The sequence below is a fragment of the Streptomyces mangrovisoli genome (assembly GCF_000974985.2).
GTDB lineage: Bacteria > Actinomycetota > Actinomycetes > Streptomycetales > Streptomycetaceae > Streptomyces > Streptomyces mangrovisoli.
In genome coordinates this window covers 88,647-108,867 of the sequence record NZ_LAVA02000057.1, presented here as the reverse complement: position 1 = coordinate 108,867, position 20,221 = coordinate 88,647, and the positions used below count along the sequence as shown (strand labels likewise).

Genomic DNA, 20,221 nt, shown 5'->3' with positions numbered 1-20,221 from the left:
GACCGCGCGTCGGCGGTTCGGCGGGCGGCGACCGGCGCCCGCCTCACCCCTGTCAGGCGTTCGGCAGGATGACCGCCCGGCCGTTGATCTTTCCGGCGTGCAGGCGCTCGTAGGCGAGCGGGGCCTCGTCCAAGGAGTAGGTCTCGGTGTGCACCGAGACCGCGCCCGCGCGGGCCAGGCCGAGGACCTCGATCAGCTCGCCGCGGCTGCCCCAGTAGGGGGCGGACACGGACACCTCGAAGGGCAGGGTGCCGAAGCCGACGGGCAGGGCCGCGCCGCCGATGCCGACGATCGTGACGTCGGCCTCCACGGCGGCGACGGCGCCCGCGGTCCTCACGGTCGGCTCGGCGCCGACGAAGTCGAAGACGGCCTCCGCGCCGAGACCCCCGGTCAGGGCGCGTACGGCGGCGGCCGCGCCCGCGTCGGAGACCACCACCTCGTGGGCGCCGACCTCCTTGGCCAGCCGCAGCTTGTCCTCGCTGACGTCGAGCGCGATCACCCGGGCCGGGGTGAGGGCGCGCAGCAGCTGGATGGCGACGTGCCCGAGACCTCCGGTGCCGATGACCACCGCCGTCGAGCCGGGGACCAGCTTCGGCAGCGACCGCTTGATCGCGTGGTAGGGGGTGAGGCCCGCGTCGGTCAGCGGGACCGCGGTCACCGGGTCCAGACCGTCCAGCGGCACGAGGTGGCGCGGGTCGTCGACGAGCAGGTACTCGGCGATGGCGCCCGGCGCGCCGAGCCCCGGCGGCCGGATGCCGAGGGCGTCGGCCCGCAGGCAGTAGTTCTCCTTGCCCTGCGCGCACTTGGCGCAGGTGCCGCACCCCCAGGGCCCGTACACGGCGACCGCGTCGCCCTCGCGCACGCCGCTGACGCCCGCGCCCAGCGCGGCGACCGTGCCGACGCCCTCGTGGCCGAGGGTGAGGGGAAGGTCGTAGGGGAAGTTCTCGGCGGGCCAGCTCATCACCGCGATGTCGGAGTGGCAGACGCCGGCGGCGGTGACCTTCAGCAGGACCTGGCCGGGGCCGGGCTCGGGGTCGGGGACGGTGACCACCTCGGGGGCGGCGCCGATGGTGCGGTACTGCAGTGCCTTCATGAGGCGAACTCCTTTCTGTGGCTGACGGCGCGGCTCAGACGGCGGTGTAGGCGCCGTCGACCAGGTGGTAGCTGCCGGCCACGAAGGAGGCGCGGTCGGAGAGCAGGAAGGCGATCAGCTCGGCGACCTCCTCGGGGCGGCCGAGACGGGCGATCGGGTGCAGGCCGACCAGGCCGTCGTAGGCCTGCTGGTCCATGCCCTGGAGCAGCGGGGTCTCGATGAAGCCGGGGCCGACCGCGTTGACGCGGATGTTCTTCGCCGCGTACTCGGCGGCGGCCGTCTTGGTCAGGCCGACCACGCCGTGCTTGGCGGCGACGTAGGCGCACGATCCGGCGAAGCCGACCGAGCCGAGGATGGAGGCGACGTTGACCACGGCGCCGCCCTCGCCGGCCGCCTCGATGGCGGGCAGTTCGTGGCGCAGGGAGTAGAAGACGCCGTCCAGGTTGGTGCGGACGACCTGGCTGTAGGCGTCGAGGTCGTACGCGCCGGTCGGGGCGCTGGGGCCGCCGATGCCGGCGTTGTTCACGGCGAGATGCAGGGCGCCGTAGGTGTCCTGGGCGAAGGCGACGGCGGCGGCCACGGAGGCCGGGTCGGTGACGTCGAGCTTCACGGCGGCGGCCTTGATGCCCTCGGCCCTGAGCGTCTCGGCGGCCTGTTCGGCGCCCTCGGCGTTGTAGTCGGCGATGACGACGTTCGCGCCGCCGGCCCCAAGGCGGCGGGCGGTGGCCAGGCCGATGCCGGAGGCGGCGCCGGTGACCAGGGCGGTGCGGCCGGCGAACTCGTCGGCGTAGGTGAACTCCGTGCTGGGGGTGGTGCTCATGTGCGGTCTCACTCTTCGGAAGATGGATCGGCGGCCGCGGTGGCGGCCTCCGAGATCAGGGCGTCGTAGGCCCGCTCCACCAGGGCGGCCAGGTCTGCGGCTCCCGAGTCGTGGCCCTCGCCGCCGCGCGCCCAGATGCGCAGCGCGGCGGTGAGGACTCCGGCGGCGGCGTCCACGACGACGGCCGGGCGCATGTCCCGTACGTCGTCCGTGCCGAGCCGCTCGGCGATGATCCGGATCGACTCCTCCTGGGCGTCGACCCGGATGCGTTCATAGGCGGCGAACAGAGCCGGCTCCGTGTCCACCAGGGTCAGCAGCCGCCGCATACGGGGGCGCAGATGGTGGGCCGGGTTCTCCTGGTCGGCGAGCCACGCGCGCACCGCCCGCCGGTAGGCGAGCAGCGGCGGCTCGGCGGCCGGCCGGGTGCGCAGCAGGGCGTTGATGCGGTCGCCGTCACCCCGGACGAAGTCCAGCGCCGCGTCCTCCTTGCCGGTGAAGTACCGGCTGAAGGTGCGGCGGGTGACGTCGGCCCGCTCCGCGATCGCCTCGACGGTCGTGGCCGCGAGCCCGCGCTCGAGGATCAGCTCGACGGCGGCCGCGGCCAGCGCGTTCCGCGTCTGCTGCGCCTTGCGCTGCCGCCGGTCCTGGGTCGGGGTGAGGGGCTCCGTCGCCTTCATGGGACCCACCGTACGCCTGGATGTCCCAGTGGGACACATGTCGCGATGAGACATGTGTCCCACTGGGACATGCTGGCTCGATGTCGCCGCCCGGGGACGGACTCTCGGCCGGGAGTGACCGTCGGCCCGGAGCGGCTGCCGGCCGGGGGCGAGTCCGCAGGGCGGGCGCAAGGCCGGCCGGGTGGGGGCAGGGCCGGTCGACCGGGGGCGGTGGGTCAGCCGCGCGGAGGCGCCTCCGCGGTGACCTTGGCGACGAACGCCGCGAGATGCGCGACGGTCCGCTCGACCTTCTCCTCCAGGGTGAGCGACTCCGGCAGGCGCGCGCCGATCCCCGCGTCCTTCTTGCCCCGCACGTACAACGGGCAGGCGAGGTCGCTGCACATGTACACGCCCACGGAGTTGCCCTGCTGCCCGGCCTTGCCCGCCTTCGCGGCGACCATGAGCGAGACGCCTCCGGTGTGGGTGGTCAGGCAGACCGAGCACATGCTGCGTCGCGACTGCCAGGAACCGCCGCCGGAGGAGCGCAGGGCGAGCGCAGCCGGGCGGCCGTCCAGCTCGGCGACGAGATAGGCGCGGTCGGGGGCCTGGGGATCCCGCCAGCCGAGGAAGTCCAGGTCGTCCCAGGGGCGTTCGTCGAGGTCGTGGGGGACGAACAGGCGCTTGGCCTGACCCTTGGTGCAGTTCACGAAGGCGGCGCGGATCTCCCGCTCGGTCAGGGGCTTCATGAAAGGCAGGCTAGTTTGCCTAAAAGCTTTAGGCAAATGCCTTATAGTTGTCGCCAGACAGGAGGATGCTGATGGTGAGAGTGGGACTGACCCCGGAGCGGCTGACCCTGGCCGGTGCGGAACTGGCCGACGAGGTCGGGTTCGAGCAGGTGACCGTCTCGGCGCTGGCCCGGCGGTTCGACGTCAAGGTCGCGAGTCTGTACTCGCATCTGAAGAACTCCCAGGAACTCAGGACCAGGATCGCCCTGTTCGCCCTGGAGGAACTCGCCGACCGGGTCGCCGACGCCCTCGCCGGACGCGCCGGCAAGGACGCCCTGGCCGCCTTCGCGAACGCCTACCGCACCTACGCCCGCGAGCACCCCGGCCGCTACGACGCCGCCCGGCTCCGTCTCGATCCGGCCACCGCCGCGGCCAGCGCCGGGGTCCGGCACGCGCAGATGACACGCGCGATCCTGCGCGGCTACGACCTGACCGAGCCGGACCAGACGCACGCGGTACGGATGCTCGGCAGCGTCTTCCACGGCTACGTCAGCCTGGAACTGGCCGGCGGCTTCGACCACAGCAAGCCGGACCCCCAGCAGTCCTGGGACTGGATCATCGACTCCCTGGACATGTTGCTGCGGAACCGGCCCACCGACAACTGAGCACCCGAGGCCGCGAGTTCATCCGACCGTCGTGGCCCGGGTCGGCCCGGTTCCCGGGTCGCCCTGCGGGTGCAGCCATCGAGCCACGGGCGTGCGCGTACACAGCGTTCTGACAGGGCCGCGGAGCAGCCTCGCGGGCATGACTCAACTGGGAACCCTCCACCGCAACGCCGTTCGGGTCCTCATCGTCGACGACGAGCCCGAACTGTCGCACGTGCTCAGTGAGGCCTTCGCCGAGACGGGCTGGCAGCCCTTCAGCGCGCACGACGGTCACGACGCCCTGCGCCTGGCCCGGGAGTGCGATCCGCACGCCGTCGTACTCGACTGGATGCTGCCCGACCTCGACGGCCTGAACGTCCTACGGCGACTGCGCGACGACAACGCCGAACTGCCCGTGCTCATGCTCACCGCCCGGGACGCGCTGGAGCACCGCCTCGACGGACTGTCGGCGGGCGCGGACGACTACGTGACCAAACCCTTCTCCCTGGACGAGGTGATGCTGCGGCTGCGCGGGCTGCTGCGCCGCGCCGGATCGGGCGGCGACCCCGCGCACGCCGACCCCGGCGAACGCAGACTGGGCGACCTGGCGCTGTCCAGACACAGCCGCAAGGTGTGGCGCGGGACGACACCGATCACCCTCACGGCCAAGGAGTTCGACCTGCTGTGGTTCCTGGTCGGCCGCCCCCGCCAGGTGCTGAGCAAGAGTCAGCTGCTGGAGCACGTGTGGAACAGCTCCTTCGACGGAGAGGGAAACCTCGTCGAGGTGTACATCTACGGCCTGCGCTCGAAGATCGACAAAGGACGGGCCCCGATGATCCACACGGTACGCGGGGCCGGCTACGTCATACGCGCGGCCGAGGCCGGACCGTGCTGACTCCGGTTCCCGGCGGGGCGGGTCCGGCACGGGGGCGCGGCCGGTCCCTGCGGACGCGTCTGGCGCTCTCCCTGTCCGTACTCATGGCGGTCGTCTGCGCGGCCATGTCCGTGGCGACCGTGCTGGTGCAGGGCGCGTACCTGCGCAGGGACCTCGACCAGCGGGTCGTGGAGGCCGCCGAACGCAGTCAGGGTGTCCTGCACGTGTGGAACGGCGGCGCGCAGGGCGTGCAGTTCCTCCGACTGCGCGGCCAGGCGGCCGGAACGCTGGGCGCGCGCACCGACTTCCGCGGCCGCGTCCTGGTCGGCGGCGTGGTCGACCACCACGGCCGCCGCCGGCAGTTGTCCGCCGCCCAGTGCGCGGCGCTCGACGCGCTCCCGCTGGACGGCTCCCCGCACACGCGCGTGGTGCCAGGCCTCGGCACCTACCGGCTGACCGCGCTGTCCGACGGAGGCACTCCGGTGGTCGCGGGGCTGCCCACGGCCGAGGGGGAGCGCCTGATCCGCCGCCTGGTGATGCTGGAGACGGTCATCGCGGCGGCGGGGCTCGTCCTCGCGGGAGGGATCTGCGCGGTGACGGTCGGGCGGCAACTGCGGCCGCTCAGCCGGGTCGCCGCGACCGCCGCGGAGGTCGCCCGGGTCCCCCTGGACCGGGGCGAGATCACCGGACTGAGCCGGGTCTCCCCGCGCGACGCCGACCCCGGCACCGAGACCGGGCAGGTCGCGGCCGCCCTCAACCGGCTGATCGACCACGTGGAGAGGTCGCTGGCCGGGCGGCAGCGCACCGAGGAACGGATGCGGCGCTTCCTGGCCGACGTCGGCCACGAACTGCGCACCCCGCTGGCCTCGATCGCGGGCTACGCCCAGCTCATGACGGCGGGCAGCGCCAGGACGGCGCCCGAGGTGGCCTGGCGGCGCGTGTCCGCCCAGTCGGCGCGCATGACCGCCCTGGTGGAGGACCTGCTGCTGCTCGCCCGCCTCGACGAGGGCCGTCGGCTGGAACGGGCCGAGGTCAACGTGGCGACCCTCGTCGCCGAGGCCGTATGGGACGCCCGCGCGGCGGGGGACGACCACCGGTGGCAGGTGGCGCTGCGGCTCGGTCCCGCCGTCAGCGTGGTCGGCGACCACGCGCGGCTCCACCAGGTGCTGGCCAATCTGCTGGCCAACGCGCAGGCGCACACACCGCCCGGCACGCACATCGGCGTGACCGCCGTGGCCTCCCGCGACCGGTGCGAGATACACGTCCACGACGACGGCCCCGGCATCCCGGCCGCGCTGCTGCCCTCGGTCTTCGAACGCTTCACCCGCGCCGACGCCTCCCGCACCCGGACCGCCGGCCGGCCGGGCGGCACCGGCCTCGGACTCGCCATAGCCGCCGCGATCACCCGGGCGCACGGGGGCCGGATCGACGTGCGCAGCGCGCCGGGGGACACGGAGTTCACGGTGGTGCTGCCGCTGACCGGGCATCCGGTCGAGGGGCACCCGGCGTCGCCGGAAGGGGACTCCTGAGCCGGACCCGCGGTAGGCGGTCGTCGCCGATGGCTCGAATTCCCCATCCGCCACACCCGTTTCAGCTGCGCCTCAGGTCCGCCCCGCACAGTGAGTGTCTCGAGGCCGGTCGCCGCAGACCGCCGCCCGTGAAGGGAGTGGATGACGATGACTCAGGAAGACGTGCGCCCCGACGGCACCGCGTCCCGCCGCCGCGTGCTCGCCGCGGGCGGTGCCGTGGTGGCCGGGGCCGGCGCGGGAGGTCTGCTCGCCACGAACGCCGTCGCCGAGGCGGCACCGGCCGGCACCGCCGACTCGACGAGCACCACGGGTGAGGTCTGCTACCGGCTGACCTCGGAGTCGATCGAGGGTCCGTACTACATCGACGCCGACAAGCTCCGTACGAACGTCACCGAGGGCAAGCCGGGCATCCGGCTCGCGCTGAACATCAAGGTGATCGACTCCGAGACCTGCCGGCCGCTGCGGAACGCGGCCGTCGACATCTGGCACTGCGACGCGCTCGGCGTCTACTCCGGATACGAGTCCACCGGCTCCGGCGGCGGCTCGGGCGGCGGCCCCACCGGCGGTCCGACCGACAGCCCCACCGACACACCCACCGGCGGTCCCGGTGGCGGCGGCGGGGGTGGCGGTCACCAGGAGCCCACCGACGACACGCGGTACCTGCGCGGCACCTGGCGCACCGACCACCAGGGAAGAGTCCGCTTCCAGACCGTCCTCCCCGGCTGGTACCAGGGCCGGGCGGTGCACATCCACACCAAGGTGCACGTCGGCGGCGCCTGGACCGAGGGCGGCTACGAGGGCGGACACACCTGCCACACCGGCCAGTTCTACTTCGAGGAGGAAGCGGTCCTGGCCGCCGCCGAGCTGACGCCGTACTCCACCAGCACCGTCACCCGTGTCACCCTCACCGAGGACATGCTGTACGACCAGAGCGGCGCCACCGGCGGCCTGCTGACGCTGCACTACGACAAGAGGCGGATCGGCAGGGGAGTCCGCGCGTTCATCACCGTGGGCGTCGACCCGGACGCCACCCACGACGGCGACGACGGGGGCTTCCCCGGCGGCGGTTCACCCGCGCCCTCACCCTCGGCGACGGCGTAGCCGCACCCTCGGCCGGTGCCGCGCACCGCCCCCTGACCGCACCTCCGCCCCCATCCAGCCGGACACGCAGTCGCCATGATGACCATGTTCACGCCCCGGGACCGCCGGCTCGCCGAGACCGCCGTGTCCGCGCTGACCGACCAACTCGACCTGGCCCCCAAGCCAGGACTGCCCGACCCGCGCGACCCCGCCGCCCGGGTCACCGGCCACGACCACCACGCCCTGCGCTGGTCGGCCGGGGCCATGACCTCCGGACTGACCGCGATGGCCGCCGCCGCACGCCGCACCGGGGAGCCGAGCGCGGCGCTGCGCGCCGAACTCGGGGCGATCGGACGCTGCACCGAGCACTCCCTGCGGCTGGCCGGCGGCGGCCACCGCGGAGCGCTGTGGACCCTCGGCCTGCTCGTGGCCGGCGCCGCCCTCACCCCCTCCACGGGCAGCGACGACATCACGGCCACCGTCCGGCGGATCGCCGCACACCCCGACCCCGGCGCCCCGCACCGTCCCTCGCACGGCTCGGCCATGTCGGTGCGGTACGGCGCCGCCGGCGCCCGCGGCGAGGCACGCGCGGGCTTCCCGCACGTACGCCGCGCCCTCCACGTCCTCACCGCCACGCGCAGATCCGGTGCCCCCGAGACCCAGGCACGCCTCGACGCCCTCCTCGCCGTGATGGCCAGCCTGCGCGACAGCGAACTCCTCCACACGGCCGGTCCGTCGGGCCTGCGCCAGGTGCACAGCGAGGTCCAGGCGGTTCTGGAGGCGGGGGGCACCGCGACCCCGGCCGGCGCCGCGGCGCTCGCCGCACTGGACGAGGCCCTGCGGGCGCGTGGCTGGAGCCCCCGCGGCAGCGCGGGACTCCTGGCCGGGGCGCTGTTCCTCGACGCACTGAAGTCCGCGGGCCGCAACGGGAATTCGCAGGGCGCCGGGAGCGGGCGGCGCTGAGACGGCGCCGGTCACGGAGCCGGCCGAGGGCGGGAAACCCGGTGGCTGCCGGCTTCGGGCCACCGGTAGGGTCCGGTCCCCGGGCCACCCGCCGCACCGGCACGGCCCCCGTCCAGAAGGCGATGCAGATGACCGGCCGCAACCCGACGACGACCCTCTGGCGCCCGACCGGCCCCAAGGAGCTCGCTCTCGTGCGTGAGCTCGACTGGCGTGCCTGGCCGCCTCGCCTGCCGGAGCAGCCGATCTTCTACCCGGTCCTCGACGAGGACTACGCCATCAGGATCGCGCGGGACTGGAACGTGAAGCACAGCGGAGCCGGCTATGTCACGCGCTTCGAGGTCGAGTCGGACTTCGTGAGCCGGTACCCCGTCCAGCAGGCCGGCGGCCGGACCATCCTCGAACTCTGGGTTCCGGCCGAGGACCTGGACGACTTCAACGCCCATATCGTCGGCGAGATCCAGGTGGTGCACGAGTTCCCCTGACGCCGCGCGCCCGAGGTCCGTCGAAGACGGTGCCGGACGGGGGCCGGGCGAGGTCAGGAGTCCGTCAGCCTGGCCTCCTCGAGGTCCAGGGTGCGCTGCAGCTTGCGGCGGCTGGTGTCGCTGATGCGGTGGGTGTCGTACAGGCGCTGCAACTCGGCCGACTCGACGACGATCAGGTCGCGGCGGAGCTGCCGGTAGACCTGGTCCGTGGACTCGACGGCCCCGGCGGCGCCGTCGTTGCCGGAGAGCCGGTCGCGGGCGTCGTCGATCCGGGCGACCAGACCCCGGCGCAGCCGGTCGAGGACGACCGCGGGTACGGCCTCCGCCTCCCCCAGTTCCTCCAGGCGGGAGAGGCCGGCGCGGGCGATCCGGGAGTGGGCCTCGGCCTCCTCGCGCGCGGTGTGCGCGGGCTCCAGGGCGATGCCGGAGGCGCGGACCACCGGGGCGAGGGTGAAACCCTGCACCACCAGCGTGACGACCACGACCGAGGTGGTGAGCACCAGCACCAGCGGCCGCTCGCCGAGCGGCGTGCCGTTCCGCGCGACCTCCGGGATGGACAGCGCGGCGGCCAGCGGCATGACCCCGCGCGTACCCGCCCAGGTCAGCACCATCGGGATCCGCCAGTTCGGGCGGCCGATCCCGCCCTTGCGCTGGACGACCGCCGACAGCGGTGCCAGCCACAGCAGGCGTACCGCGACGAGTGTGGCGGCGACACCGAGGGCGTACAGCGGCCAGGCGCCGTCACCGTCCACCAGGGCCCGCACCTGCGAGGGCAGGGCCAGACCGATGAGACTGAAGACGACACTCTCCAGCAGGAAGACGACCGTGCCGTAGACGGCGTGCAGTTGGAGCCGGATGCGGGCGCTGGTGAGGCGGTCGCCGCGGCCGCCCAGGACGATCCCCGCCACCACGCAGGAGGTCACTCCGGAGGTTCCCGCGGCCTCCGCGACGAGATAGGCGGCGTACGGGGTGACCAGGGCGATCACCGTCTCCAGGACCGGATCCTCGGTACGGCGCCGGATCAGCGCGACCACCCCGGCCAGCGCGGCCCCGATCACCGTGCCGCCGCCCGCGAGCAGCACGAACTCGCCGCCTGCCGCACCCCAGTCGGGGGCGGTCGAGGCGATGGCGATGCCCGCCGCCACCCGGACCAGCACCAGGGAGGTGGCGTCGTTGAACAGACTCTCCGCCTGCACCAGGACCTGCACCCGGGGCGGGAGGGCGAGCCTGCGGCCGAGCGCCGTCACCGCCACCGGGTCGGTGCTGGACAGCACCGCGCCGAGGACGAACGCCATCTGCCAGGACAACGGGGTCAGCCAGGTGGCCACGGCGGCCACCGCGGCGGCCGACGCCAGCACCAGGCCGATGGCGAGGACCCCGACCGGTTTCCACACGGCGCGCAGTTCCCGCCACGGCATGTCCTCGGCGCTCGCGTACAGCAGCGGTGGCAGGACGACCAGCCCGATGACCTCCGGGCTGATCTCGATCCGCGGGGTGCCCGGCAGCAGGGCCACGGCCAGGCCGGCGACCACGAGGAGGGAGGGGGCGGGGATGCGCCAGCGGCGCGCGAAGGTGGCCACCACCGTGGCGAGGACCACCAGGGCCAGAACCGTACCGACGCTGCGCATGCCGTCCCCCTGGAATGTCGGAAGCCGCTCCGGCTTCCGGCCGACCAGACTTCCCGGCACACCTGCCCTCACCCTATCGGGTCAGTCGGGCGAACACCCAGGTGGGCTGCCCTGTCAGTTGTCCTTGTCGAGGTCGTATCCGAACTCCGCCTGCGTGGCCGGTGCCCCGAGGTCCATCGGGTTCAGCGTGACGGAGCCGGTGGCGGTGAGGCCGCCGGCCGTGCCGGGCAGCAGCCATGCCGCGCCCCCGTCCACGACCAGGCCGAGGTCCTCACCGGGGGCGCCCGCGACCAGATCCGCCTTGCCGTCACCGGTCATGTCCAGCAGCCGCACCGCCCAGCCGAATCGGTCGCCCGCCTCCACGACACCCGGCACGCCCGCGGTGTCCTGGTGGAAGGCCTGCGCGCCCGTGCCGGTGAGGCCGTTCTTGCCGCCCTTGAGGAGGACGACGGAGCCGGCCTCGTCCCGGGTGCCGATGGCCTCGCCGGGCACGCCGACGGCCAGGTCGGGGTAGCCGTCGCCGTTGACGTCGCCGGTGCTCATGCGCCGTCCGAAGGCGTCGCCGACCTCGTCGACGCCGGGCACGCCGGCGGTGTTCTGGGTGATGGTCTGCGTACGGGTCTGGCTGGGGCCGGCCGGCGAGCCGTAGTAGATCCTGACGGTGCCGGAGTCTTCCGTCTCGGTGTCGTTGTCGAGGTAGAGGCGGGTGGCGAGGTCGGCGTAGCCGTCCTGGTCGAAGTCGCCGACGGCGGTGCTGGCCGCGGAGGGCAGCCGCTGCGGGACGGTCGACAGACCCTGCGGGGTGCCGAGCCAGAGCTTGCCGCCCTCGGCGTGGTCCTCGTAGACGTAGAACGTGGCGAGGTCCTCGATGCCGTCGCCGTTGAAGTCGCCCGCGGCGGTGGTGTTGATGAAGTTGTCGGTGCTGTAGACCGTCAGCGTCTGCTCGCGGGCGGGGGAGCCGTCGCGGTCGAAGGGGCCGTAGAGGACGTCGTGGTCGTCGTACTCCTCGTTGCGGCTCATGAACAGGTCGAGGTGGCCGTCCCCGTCGAAGTCGCCCGCGGTGAGGTCGTCGCCGACGGTGGCGCCGGAGGGTGCCGGGACGCGGACCGCGTCCTGGCCGGAGATACCGGACTTACGGCCCCAGAGGATGATCACCGAGCCACTGGTGTTGTCCTCGGACCGGTAGCCGTGGGCCACGAGGGCGAGGTCGGTCAGGCCGTCGCCGTCCAGGTCGCCGGCGGTCATGAGGTAGCCGAACGCCGCGTCGTCGGCGGCAGGGCCGGGAACACCCGGGGTGTCCTGGCTGATGACCGTGGTGCGGGCCGGCTTGAGGCCGTCGGCCGAGCCGTAACTGATCGCGACGTAACCGGCCTTGGTGTGGCCGGCGACCTTGGCGAGGGGAGCGGCGATGGCGACGTCCTCGTATCCGTCGCCGTTGAAGTCCTCGCGCACGGTGGCGGTGCCGTTCTCGGCGGAGGCCGCACCGGCGATGATCGGTACGCTGAAGGTGCCGATCAGGGCGGCGGCTACGGCGGTCGAGATGGCGGGTCGGCGGATGCCCACGATTCCTCCTTGGGGGGCGCGAGCGGATCGAAGTCGCATGCGCGCGGATGAGATTCGCCTGTGAGACCCACGGCAACGGCGGATGGTTGTGTGGTGAACGGGGCGTGAACCGGCCGCAGTTGGTGGCGCGTGTCACGACGAGCCGGACGTGTGCCCCTGGTGTCTCACGGCTTTCGTCGTCCACCGCAGCACGCGCGCCGGCCCTCTCGGCCGACGGCTTCACACCTCTTCGGCGTCGGCCGCCTGCCAGGTCTGCGTGTCCTGGTTCCAGCGCAGGGTCGTCCCGCGCACCGCGTCCGCGGTGATGTCGAGCTCGATCAGGGCGAGTCGGGCCTCCTCCGTGAAGTCCTCCGGCAGGGCCACGGTGGTCGGGCGGCGGCTCTCCCCGTCCTCGATCTCCAGATTCCTGGCAGCCGCGTCACGTCGACGTGTCACCCTGATGCGCCCGAGCACCTGGGCGACGGACTCCCCGAGCCGCTCGCCGAGTTTTCCCGCGAAGGCCTCCAGGAACGGCCCGAGGAGCTTGACGGCGAGGAAGCCGACGACGATCTCCTCGAACACCGACGGGAACGCGGCCTCCGCACCTCGGCCGTGTTCGGGCTCCGGTGCGGCGAGTTCGGCGGTGGAGGGCGTCGTAGGGCCGCCGCCGTCGTCGCTGTAGGCGTCCGCCTCCTCCGCGTACGGCATGAGGACGTCCAACTGCCAGGAGAACTGCCTGAGTCGGGAGGGCCACAGCGCGTGCGCCCGGTGCGCCGCGTCGTCGGCCCACCCCGGTTCACCGGCCGTCCGGAAGACCCTCCCTGCCTGGCGAAACGCGCTCTGGGCGGCGGCGAGCGCCCTTTCGCGTCGCCTGACGATCGCGGCTTCCCGTGCGTCCTTTCCCAGCCATGCGCCCCAGGCGGTGTCGGGGTCACCCCCGATCGTCTGCAGGTCGAGGCCGCGTTCCATGAGCATCCCGGCCTGGGCCACGCGTACGGCCGCGCTGGGAGCGACGGCATCGGCCCGCCGGTGGAAGTGATCGGCTTCGGCCGACCGGCCGGCCTCCTCCAGGGCCTGGGCGAGGACCGTCAGGGCGCGCGCCTCGCGCGCGGCGTCGCCGCGTTCGCGGGAGTCGGTGACGGCGTCCCAGGCGGCGTCGACGGCGAACTCGATCTCCGCCGGATCGGCGCCGTCCGTCGCCGCGGCGCCGGTGCCGTGGCGCCGGACGGGCTGCGCCGTCAAGCGTGTGGGGCGCGTCGGCTCGGATTCCAGGAAGCCGTCCCTGCCTGCGTCCACGAGCCCTCCGTCGATTCTGGGCGACGGGGTCAGCGAACCAGACGACGTCTCGTCACGACCGCCGTTTCGCGGTTTCGGCTCACCGGGCGGTGCGGCGCTTCACCGGGCGGTCCGGCGCTTCACCGTGCGCCGAAGCCGTTCAGGAAGGTGTCCGCCACGAGGTCCGCCGCCTGGGGGGCGTCCAGGGTCGGGAAGTCGTGGGCGACGGTGTCGACGAGGCGGCCCAGAGCGGCGTAGGTCCAGGCCGAGTCGACGTCGGCGCGGAGATGTCCCTCGGCGGCGGCGCGTCGCAGGAAGGCGTCGAGGCGCTCGCTCAGCGCGTCTCGGCGGTCCCGTGCCGCGGGGTCCTGCTGCATCATCCGGCGCGTGTCCACGGGCCAGTCGCGGCTGACCGGGATGATCCCCTCCAGGTAGCGGTGGAGGGCGACGGGAACCGGGGCCTCGGTGAGGCGGGCCTCGTCGAGGACGCGTTCCGACGCGTCGAGCTTGGCCTGGAAGACGGCCCGCAGCAGCGCCTCCCGGCTCGCGAAGCGGCGGTGGACGGTCGTCCGGTCGACTCCCGCGGCCGTGGCGATGGCCGCCATCGATGTGCTCGGGTCCTCCGCGAGGAGGCGTGCCCCGGTGCGCAGGACGGTGACGAGGTTGCGGGCGGCGTCGGCTCTCATGATGGCGACAGAGTAACGGATCGTTGCAGTTGGCGCACAAATAACTCTACATAGGATGCGATCTCCTCGATATCTGCAACACTGATGTTGCGGTTACTGAAAAATGAGCTACATTCGAGTTGCTCCCCTGCTGGTCGAGGCAGTCGGAGAGACGATCCCGAGGAGTACGACATGACGCAGACGTGGCTGATCACCGGAGCTTCCCAAGGGCTCGGCAGGGCGCTGGCCGTCGAGGCGCTGCGGGCCGGGCACCGCGTCGTCGCGACCTCGCGCACGCCCGGGGCGCTCGCGGACCTGGAGGCGGAGTGCCCGCAGCACCTGGCGGCCGTGGCGCTGGACGTGACGGCGCCCGCCGAGGCGCGCGAGGTGGTGGCGGACGTGGTGGAGCGGTTCGGCACCGTGGACGTCGTGGTCAACAACGCGGGCTACGCCACCAGCAGCTCGATCGAGGACTTCCCGGAGGACGAGTTCCGGGCCCAGATCGAGGCCAATCTGTACGGCGTGATCAACGTGACCCGCGCCGCGCTGCCCGTGCTGCGGGCGCAGCGGTCCGGAACCGTCGTCCAGATCTCCTCCGTCGGCGGCCGGGTCGGCGGCACGCCCGGACTCGGCGCCTACCAGACCGCCAAGTTCGGAGTCGAGGGCTTCTCGGAGGTGTTGGCCAACGAAGTGGCGCCTTTCGGCATCGATGTGATCATCGTGGAGCCGGGCGGTATCCGCACCGGCTGGACCGCGGGCGCGGCGACGTCGGCCGCCCCGGTCACCCGCGACTACGAGGAGACGGTCGGGGCGATGCTGCGGCGCCGAGCCGACTACGACGGCAAGGAGCCCGGCGACCCGGTGCGGATGGCGCGCGCCGTGATCGAGGCCGTGGCCGCCGAGCAGCCCCCGCGCCGTCTGCTGCTCGGCTCCGACGCCCTGGACCTCGCGCTCACGTCCGAGGAGGCGCGGCTGGCGGAGGCCCGCGCGTGGAGCGAGGTCAGCCGCTCCGTGAGCCATCGGTGAAGCGTGGGGTCATCGGTGAAGGGTGGGGCCCTCGGCGCGGCGCGGGTCATCGGTGAACCGCGGGTCATCGGTCAGCTGCGGGCTCGTCCGTCCGCGCGAAACGGTGGGCCCGCCCGTCCGCACATCCGTGGGCCCGTCCGTCCGCACCTCCGTGGGCCGTCCGTCCTTGGCCCTGGGCGACCCATTCCGCTCAGGCGCCCGCGCCGCCGTCCACCGGCACGATCGCTCCGGTCACCATCGAGGCCCGGTCGCTGAGCAGCCACGCGGCCACCTCGGCGACCTCGCGGGGCTCGGCCATCCGTCCCAGCGGAATGGTGGCGTTGATCTGCTCGACGACCCCTGGGCTTGCCGCTTCCCACGCGTCGATCATCTGCGTGGCGGTCCCGCCGGGGGTGATGCCGTTGACGCGGATGCCCTGCGGGGCCCAGGTGACGGCCGCCGTCTCGGTGATGCTGTCGAGGGCGCGCTTCATCGCCCCGTACGCGGGCAGCCGGGGGTTCGCGCGACGGCTTCCGATGCTGGACGTGTTCACGATCGCCCCGCCGCCGCCCCTGCGCATGAGCGCGGCTTCGAGTGTCATCGCGGTCCAGTGCGCCCGGAAGTTCACCGCGAACTGCTCCTCGATGTCCTCCTCGCTCGTGGTGTCGAGCGGGCCGGGGTGCTGGATCGCGGCGCCGTTGTTGAACGCGCCGTCGAGCCGGCCGTGCAGCTCTGCCACGCGGTCGACGGCCGCGTGGATGCTCGCCCGGTCGGCGAGGTCCACGGTCACGGCATCGGCGGTGCCGCCGTCGGCGCGGATGCCGGCGACGACCTGCCGGAGCGCGTCCGTGCCCCGGGCGGCGAGCACGACCGCCGCGCCCTCCTCGGCGAAGAGGCGGGCCGCGGCGGCCCCGATCCCGCGGCTGGCGCCGGTGATGAACACGACCTTGCCCTTGAGCAGGCCGAGGGGTGTGCTGTGGGTGTCGTTGGTCATGACGTCAGTGTCGGGCGGGTCCGCGGGCCGGATGCAGGCACAGGCTGTACCAGGATGCGGCACCGGGCGGCGCGCACACTGGGGGGATGGACAAGCAGGAACTCGGGGCGTTCCTCCGCAGCCGTCGTGAGCGGCTGCGCCCGTGGGACGTCGGTCTCCCCGCCGGTTCACGTCGCCGTACGCCGGGACTTCGCCGCGAGGAGGTGGCGGTCCTGGCGCACATCTCGACCGAGTATTACGTGCGGCTGGAGCAGGGCAGGGCGCCGCGGCCGTCGAGCGAGGTCCTCGCCGGGATCGCGGGCGCGCTCCGGCTCACCGACGCGGAGTCCGACCACCTCCATGTCCTGGCGGGGACCGCGCCGAGCCGTACCGGACTGCACCGGCGTGACGTCCGCCCGAGCATCCTGGCGCTGCTGGAACGGCTCCCGCAGACCGCCGCCATCGTGACGTCGGCCGTGTTCGAGGTGCTCGCCTGGAACGACCTCGCTGCCGCGCTCATGGAGGACTTCTCCCGGCTCGCTCCCCGGGACCGCAACCTCGTGCGCCTGGCGTTCCTCCCGAGGGAGCACTCCGAGACACCTCTGTACGGCGTCTCCGACGCGACGGAGTTCCGCCACCACGCCGTGATGACCCTGCGCTCCACCCTGGCGCGGTACCCGAACGACCCCGAGGTGACCGGGCTCGTCGACGAACTCCGGTCCTCCAGCGGCGAGTTCGCGCGCCTCTGGGAACGGCACGACGTGCAGGCGGCGGCGATGCTGACGAAGACCTTCCACCATCCGGCCGTCGGCCCGATCACCGTCGACTGCGACGCCCTCACCCTCACGGACCGCGACCAGCACCTCGTCCTCTACAGCGCCCCACCGGGTTCCCCCGACGCCGAGGCGCTGGCCCTGCTGAACGTCCTGGGCGCCGAGGCCCGCGACTACCAGCGCTAGCCAGCCAGCCAGCCAGTCAGCCAGTCAGTCACCTCAGTCAGCCGGCCGGCCGAGGCGGGGCGCCGACGCCCCGGTGTCGGCAGACCCACCCCGGATCCGGGTGCCAGGCCCACGGCGTCGGACCCGCGCCGCTGACAGCATCTTTCCGGCGGGGACGGATCCCGTTCCCGTTCCGGTCCGCTTGGGGGAGGACGCTGTGCACGAGACCATGATGCGACGCCTGACGGGAGTGAGCGGCATCGCCGCCGCCGCCGCTTTCATCGTCGAAGTCCCCTTGTACTTCCTCTACTCGGGGCCACCGCCGGACGCGAACGTGTTGTCGCGGCTGCTGATCGGAATCCTCGGGCTGGGCTGCCTGATCGTCTTCATGGCAGCCCTGCGTGAACTCGTCGCCGTCGTGCGGTCCGACACGGCGTGGGCCGGATCGCTCGCCCTCGTCTCCGGACTCGCGTACGCGATCGTCACGCTCGTCTCCAGCGGGCTGGAGGCGGGAGCGGTGATCGCGGCCGACCGCCCCGTCGATCCCACGGTCGCGGTCGACGGCACCTACATCTTGTACGGCACGGTCTCCCGCATGTTGGCGGCCATGTTCCTCACGGCGACCGCCTACGCGATCTCCCGCACGGGTCTGCTGCCGCGTTGGACCTCCCGCACGGCGTACGCGCTGGCGGCGGTCGATCTCGCCTTCATGCCCTCCCTGTTCTTCGGGAACACGCCGGCCCGTTTCTACGCCGCCAACGGCTGGGGCACGACCGCCCTGACGGGAGCGCTCCTGAGCTACTGGCTGCTGGCCGTGGGCATCACGACGTTGCGCAGTGCGTCACGCGCCCCGCGGACCCTCACCCCGCCCGCGCATCCTCGGCCCATCCGCCCGTGACCGTGCCGATGGCCTGCGCCGTGCGGTCGGCCGGCGGGCCGTCCGTGCGCAGGGGCGGGGCGAGTTCCACGTGGAGGAAGGGGACTCCCGCCGCGGCGGCCTCGCGGCCCTGCACGTTGTCGCGGCCGGGGAGCGGGCAGGAGCGGGCCCAGGCGCGGCACACGGCGAAGTCCTTCGCGCGGAGCGCGTCGGCGAGCGCGCGGCCCGCCGCGCGCCCGTCCGTTCCGGCGCCCGTCGAAGCGATCGCGTCGTAGCGCGGGGCCGAATCCCGGGCGAAGCCGTGCAGCTGGATGCCGGGCAGACGGCGCCCGACGAGTTCGGCGCAGATCGCGTCGAAGACGGTGTCGCGCCGGTGCGCCACATCGGCGGCGTCTCCCTCGCCGGATTTGCGATGTGCTCCGGCGATGATCAGCAGACCGCCCGGAGTCCCCCTCAGTACGCGGACGCCGAGCAGTTCGGTGTCGTGGTCCGCGACCGGGTGGGGCACCTGCACGGACCAGCGGACGGGATGGTCGAGGTCCAGGAGGACGCGGCCCCAGCCGCGCGGCGCCGGCCCCTGGTCGACACGGTCGTACACCTCCGCGAACCCTCGGCCGGTGGCACTGTCGGTCACGGTCCGGACGGCGAAGTCCACCTCGGCGAGTCGTTCTTCGGCCTGGTCGATCCGGTGGTCGAGGAGGAGTGCCACCCCCGCTGCGACGGTCTGCCGTTCGATACGGCTGGGTGGCCGGTAGCCGCCGTCCGGTGTGAACCGGTCGGTGTACGCGGCGACGGAGCGGGCCAGGTCGACCGGTGGCGGACCGTCCCCGGTACGCCCGGAGGGGGCCGCCGCGCCGGTGTCGCGGGAACCCCGGAGCACCACCGTCACCCCTCCCGTCACGGCGGCGATGAGCAGGAGAAGTGTTGCGATCGTTATCGTTCTGGAGCGGCTGGCCCTCATGGCTGTATCAAGATATCTCGGTGAACAGACGCCGAAGACACCCCATCCTGCCCTCGCTGCTGACCCCGCTCCTCCTCGTCGCCGTACTGGCCGGATGCGGACTCGTCGGAAGCGGTGGCTCGGAGTCGGGGGCGCAGGGGGACGGGCGGTCGTTCACCGTGGCCGCGGCGGGTGACATCCTCATCCATCCGCAGCTGATCGACCAGGCGAAGGCGGACGCGGAGAAGACCGGCCAGGGTGTCGAGGGTCTGGACTTCGGCCCGCTCATGGCCGGGATCAAGCCGGTGATCAGCAAGGCGGACCTGGCGATCTGCCACATGGAGCCGGTGATCGGCGAACCCGGTGGCCCGTTCGAGAGCTACCCGAACTTCCTCGTGCCGCCGCAGATAGCCACCACCATCAAGGACGTCGGCTACGACACCTGCTCGACCGCGTCCAACCACTCGATCGACCACGGGTACACGGGTGTGAAGCGGACCCTGGACACGCTGGACGCCGCGGGCCTGAAGCACACCGGCTCCTTCCGCACGGAGAAGGACGCGCTCACCCCGCTGATCATGGACGTCAAGGGCGTCAAGGTCGCGCAGCTCTCCTTCGCCTTCGGGTTCAACGCCCACACCTTGCCGAAGGACAAGCCCTGGCTGGTCAACCAGAACGATCTGGGCCGGATCAAGACCGCCGAGAAGCGGGCCCGGGCGGCCGGCGCCGAGGTCGTCATCCTCTCCATCCACTGGGGTCGTGAGCACCACCCCAACCCCTCGACCCCGCAGCTCGAGTTCGCCCGGCAACTGGCCCGGGAGACGAGCATCGACCTGGTCATCGGGCATCACGCGCATGTCGTGCAGCCGATGGAGAAGGTCGACGGCACCTGGATCGCGTACGGCCTCGGCAACCAGGTCGCCCGCCACGACGTGCCGACCGGACTGACCGAGGAGGGGGTGATCGGCTGGTTCACCTTCACCGAGCGCGGCGGCACATGGGAGGTCGAGCCCCGCTACGAGCCGACCCTCGTGGAGATCCCGCCGGACGCCGAGATCACGGCGGACGGCACCCCCGCCGCCCCGGCCAAGGGCCAGGTCGAGAACTACCGGCTGGTGGACGTCGCGGCCGAGCTGAAGCGGGACGACCTGAGCGACCAGGAGCGGTCCCGGCTCCGGCTGGCCTTCGAGCGGACCGAGGGCACCATGCTCAACCGCGGCGCCGCGAAGGACGGCCTCCAGCCGCTCACGGAGATGCCCGGCTGAGCGGGGTCGCGGGAGACGGGAATCCGCGCCCGGCCCGCCGGGCCGGGCGCGTCCGCGCCGGTTCAGCCGGGGTTCCGATGTTGTTCAGATCACTTTTGGATCCGTACAACCCCTTGGCAGGCTCGCCGGTCTGACACGCGCAAAGACACGATTTTCTCACTTCTTTCTCACCTGGCTCATACTGATGCCCCGTGCCGTTCGCGCACGGCCGTCAGGGCCGCCTCGGCGCGCCCGCCCGCACCACCCC

The 20,221-nt window shown here is 72.9% G+C and carries 20 protein-coding genes; 10 read left to right on the top strand and 10 right to left on the bottom strand.

The features are described from left to right. Positions 1 to 52 precede the first annotated feature (52 nt). The 4 genes from WN71_RS23585 to WN71_RS23570 form a co-directional block, all read right to left on the bottom strand. The gene (locus WN71_RS23585) at positions 53 to 1,093 is read right to left on the bottom strand and encodes an NAD(P)-dependent alcohol dehydrogenase (RefSeq protein ID WP_046584773.1); all 1,041 of its coding nucleotides are present in this window, start codon (positions 1,091 to 1,093) and stop codon (positions 53 to 55) included. Between the two features lie 34 nt (positions 1,094 to 1,127). Further along, a complete protein-coding gene (locus WN71_RS23580; protein WP_046584774.1) occupies positions 1,128 to 1,913 on the bottom strand; it encodes an SDR family NAD(P)-dependent oxidoreductase in 786 nt (261 codons plus the stop codon). Positions 1,914 to 1,921: 8 nt separating this feature from the next. Further along, positions 1,922 to 2,590 carry a TetR family transcriptional regulator gene (locus WN71_RS23575; RefSeq protein ID WP_046584775.1) on the bottom strand — a complete coding sequence of 223 codons (669 nt, stop codon included), beginning with the start codon at positions 2,588 to 2,590 and terminating at the stop codon, positions 1,922 to 1,924. Between the two features lie 215 nt (positions 2,591 to 2,805). Beyond that, a complete protein-coding gene (locus tag WN71_RS23570) occupies positions 2,806 to 3,315 on the bottom strand; it encodes an FBP domain-containing protein (protein WP_046584776.1) in 510 nt (169 codons plus the stop codon). A gap of 71 nt (positions 3,316 to 3,386) precedes the next feature. On the opposite strand from WN71_RS23570, the gene WN71_RS23565 reads away from it, so the two are divergent. From WN71_RS23565 to WN71_RS23540, 6 genes are all read left to right on the top strand, one after another. After that, positions 3,387 to 3,959, top strand: a complete 573-nt coding sequence (locus WN71_RS23565; RefSeq protein WP_046584777.1) for a TetR/AcrR family transcriptional regulator — start codon at positions 3,387 to 3,389, stop codon at positions 3,957 to 3,959. 139 nt (positions 3,960 to 4,098) lie between these two features. After that, positions 4,099 to 4,833, top strand: coding sequence for a response regulator transcription factor (locus tag WN71_RS23560; RefSeq protein ID WP_046584778.1), 735 nt, complete (start codon positions 4,099 to 4,101; stop codon positions 4,831 to 4,833). Then, positions 4,827 to 6,341, top strand: a complete 1,515-nt coding sequence (locus tag WN71_RS23555; RefSeq protein ID WP_420856520.1) for a sensor histidine kinase — start codon at positions 4,827 to 4,829, stop codon at positions 6,339 to 6,341. The genes WN71_RS23560 and WN71_RS23555 overlap by 7 nt, the downstream gene beginning before the upstream one ends. 147 nt (positions 6,342 to 6,488) lie before the next feature. Then, entirely contained in the window at positions 6,489 to 7,442 is a 954-nt protein-coding gene (locus tag WN71_RS23550) for an intradiol ring-cleavage dioxygenase (RefSeq protein WP_107469735.1), read from the top strand. 84 nt (positions 7,443 to 7,526) lie between these two features. Continuing rightward, positions 7,527 to 8,384, top strand: coding sequence for a triphosphoribosyl-dephospho-CoA synthase (locus WN71_RS23545; protein WP_046584821.1), 858 nt, complete (start codon positions 7,527 to 7,529; stop codon positions 8,382 to 8,384). Between the two features lie 128 nt (positions 8,385 to 8,512). Next, positions 8,513 to 8,866 (top strand): hypothetical protein, encoded by a 354-nt coding sequence (locus WN71_RS23540; RefSeq protein WP_046584822.1) that lies wholly within the window; start codon positions 8,513 to 8,515, stop codon positions 8,864 to 8,866. A gap of 53 nt (positions 8,867 to 8,919) precedes the next feature. Here the strand turns inward: WN71_RS23540 and WN71_RS23535 are convergent, their stop codons facing one another. The 4 genes from WN71_RS23535 to WN71_RS23520 all read right to left on the bottom strand — a co-directional run bounded on the left by WN71_RS23535 (position 8,920) and on the right by WN71_RS23520 (position 13,997). Then, positions 8,920 to 10,494, bottom strand: a complete 1,575-nt coding sequence (locus WN71_RS23535) for a Na+/H+ antiporter (RefSeq protein WP_046584780.1) — start codon at positions 10,492 to 10,494, stop codon at positions 8,920 to 8,922. Between the two features lie 114 nt (positions 10,495 to 10,608). Next, complete coding sequence (locus WN71_RS23530) at positions 10,609 to 12,057, bottom strand: FG-GAP-like repeat-containing protein (RefSeq protein WP_240529728.1); 1,449 nt, start codon at positions 12,055 to 12,057, stop codon at positions 10,609 to 10,611. Positions 12,058 to 12,276: 219 nt separating this feature from the next. Next, positions 12,277 to 13,332, bottom strand: coding sequence for a hypothetical protein (locus WN71_RS23525; RefSeq protein WP_046584782.1), 1,056 nt, complete (start codon positions 13,330 to 13,332; stop codon positions 12,277 to 12,279). Positions 13,333 to 13,451: 119 nt separating this feature from the next. Then, the gene (locus WN71_RS23520; RefSeq protein WP_046584783.1) at positions 13,452 to 13,997 is read right to left on the bottom strand and encodes a TetR/AcrR family transcriptional regulator; all 546 of its coding nucleotides are present in this window, start codon (positions 13,995 to 13,997) and stop codon (positions 13,452 to 13,454) included. A 171-nt stretch (positions 13,998 to 14,168) separates the two neighbouring features. Between WN71_RS23520 and WN71_RS23515 the strand changes: the two genes are divergently transcribed. Then, positions 14,169 to 15,002 (top strand): oxidoreductase, encoded by an 834-nt coding sequence (locus WN71_RS23515; protein WP_046584784.1) that lies wholly within the window; start codon positions 14,169 to 14,171, stop codon positions 15,000 to 15,002. A gap of 190 nt (positions 15,003 to 15,192) precedes the next feature. On the opposite strand, the gene WN71_RS23510 is transcribed toward WN71_RS23515, so the two are convergent. Further along, the gene (locus WN71_RS23510; RefSeq protein ID WP_046584785.1) at positions 15,193 to 15,975 is read right to left on the bottom strand and encodes an SDR family NAD(P)-dependent oxidoreductase; all 783 of its coding nucleotides are present in this window, start codon (positions 15,973 to 15,975) and stop codon (positions 15,193 to 15,195) included. A gap of 86 nt (positions 15,976 to 16,061) precedes the next feature. Here WN71_RS23510 and WN71_RS23505 point away from each other — a divergent pair, with 86 nt between their 5' ends. Next, positions 16,062 to 16,913 carry a helix-turn-helix transcriptional regulator gene (locus tag WN71_RS23505; protein ID WP_046584786.1) on the top strand — a complete coding sequence of 284 codons (852 nt, stop codon included), beginning with the start codon at positions 16,062 to 16,064 and terminating at the stop codon, positions 16,911 to 16,913. Between the two features lie 196 nt (positions 16,914 to 17,109). Next, the gene (locus WN71_RS23500; RefSeq protein WP_046584787.1) at positions 17,110 to 17,790 is read left to right on the top strand and encodes a hypothetical protein; all 681 of its coding nucleotides are present in this window, start codon (positions 17,110 to 17,112) and stop codon (positions 17,788 to 17,790) included. On the opposite strand, the gene WN71_RS23495 is transcribed toward WN71_RS23500, so the two are convergent. After that, positions 17,753 to 18,670, bottom strand: a complete 918-nt coding sequence (locus WN71_RS23495; protein WP_240529727.1) for a hypothetical protein — start codon at positions 18,668 to 18,670, stop codon at positions 17,753 to 17,755. The two genes, WN71_RS23500 and WN71_RS23495, sit on opposite strands and share 38 nt — an antisense overlap. A gap of 80 nt (positions 18,671 to 18,750) precedes the next feature. Between WN71_RS23495 and WN71_RS23490 the strand changes: the two genes are divergently transcribed. Next, positions 18,751 to 19,974, top strand: coding sequence for a CapA family protein (locus WN71_RS23490; RefSeq protein WP_240529726.1), 1,224 nt, complete (start codon positions 18,751 to 18,753; stop codon positions 19,972 to 19,974). The last annotated feature ends 247 nt before the right edge of the window (positions 19,975 to 20,221 follow it).

Bases quoted from the DNA above. Each gene is read 5' to 3' on its own strand.
- WN71_RS23585 (WP_046584773.1), bottom strand. From the start codon at position 1,093: ATGAAGGCACTGCAGTACCGCACCATCGGCGCCGCCCCCGAGGTGGTC.
- WN71_RS23580 (WP_046584774.1), bottom strand. From the start codon at position 1,913: ATGAGCACCACCCCCAGCACGGAGTTCACCTACGCCGACGAGTTCGCC.
- WN71_RS23575 (WP_046584775.1), bottom strand. From the start codon at position 2,590: ATGAAGGCGACGGAGCCCCTCACCCCGACCCAGGACCGGCGGCAGCGC.
- WN71_RS23570 (WP_046584776.1), bottom strand. From the start codon at position 3,315: ATGAAGCCCCTGACCGAGCGGGAGATCCGCGCCGCCTTCGTGAACTGC.
- WN71_RS23565 (WP_046584777.1), top strand. From the start codon at position 3,387: ATGGTGAGAGTGGGACTGACCCCGGAGCGGCTGACCCTGGCCGGTGCG.
- WN71_RS23560 (WP_046584778.1), top strand. From the start codon at position 4,099: ATGACTCAACTGGGAACCCTCCACCGCAACGCCGTTCGGGTCCTCATC.
- WN71_RS23550 (WP_107469735.1), top strand. From the start codon at position 6,489: ATGACTCAGGAAGACGTGCGCCCCGACGGCACCGCGTCCCGCCGCCGC.
- WN71_RS23545 (WP_046584821.1), top strand. From the start codon at position 7,527: ATGTTCACGCCCCGGGACCGCCGGCTCGCCGAGACCGCCGTGTCCGCG.
- WN71_RS23540 (WP_046584822.1), top strand. From the start codon at position 8,513: ATGACCGGCCGCAACCCGACGACGACCCTCTGGCGCCCGACCGGCCCC.
- WN71_RS23535 (WP_046584780.1), bottom strand. From the start codon at position 10,494: ATGCGCAGCGTCGGTACGGTTCTGGCCCTGGTGGTCCTCGCCACGGTG.
- WN71_RS23520 (WP_046584783.1), bottom strand. From the start codon at position 13,997: ATGAGAGCCGACGCCGCCCGCAACCTCGTCACCGTCCTGCGCACCGGG.
- WN71_RS23515 (WP_046584784.1), top strand. From the start codon at position 14,169: ATGACGCAGACGTGGCTGATCACCGGAGCTTCCCAAGGGCTCGGCAGG.
- WN71_RS23510 (WP_046584785.1), bottom strand. From the start codon at position 15,975: ATGACCAACGACACCCACAGCACACCCCTCGGCCTGCTCAAGGGCAAG.
- WN71_RS23505 (WP_046584786.1), top strand. From the start codon at position 16,062: ATGGACAAGCAGGAACTCGGGGCGTTCCTCCGCAGCCGTCGTGAGCGG.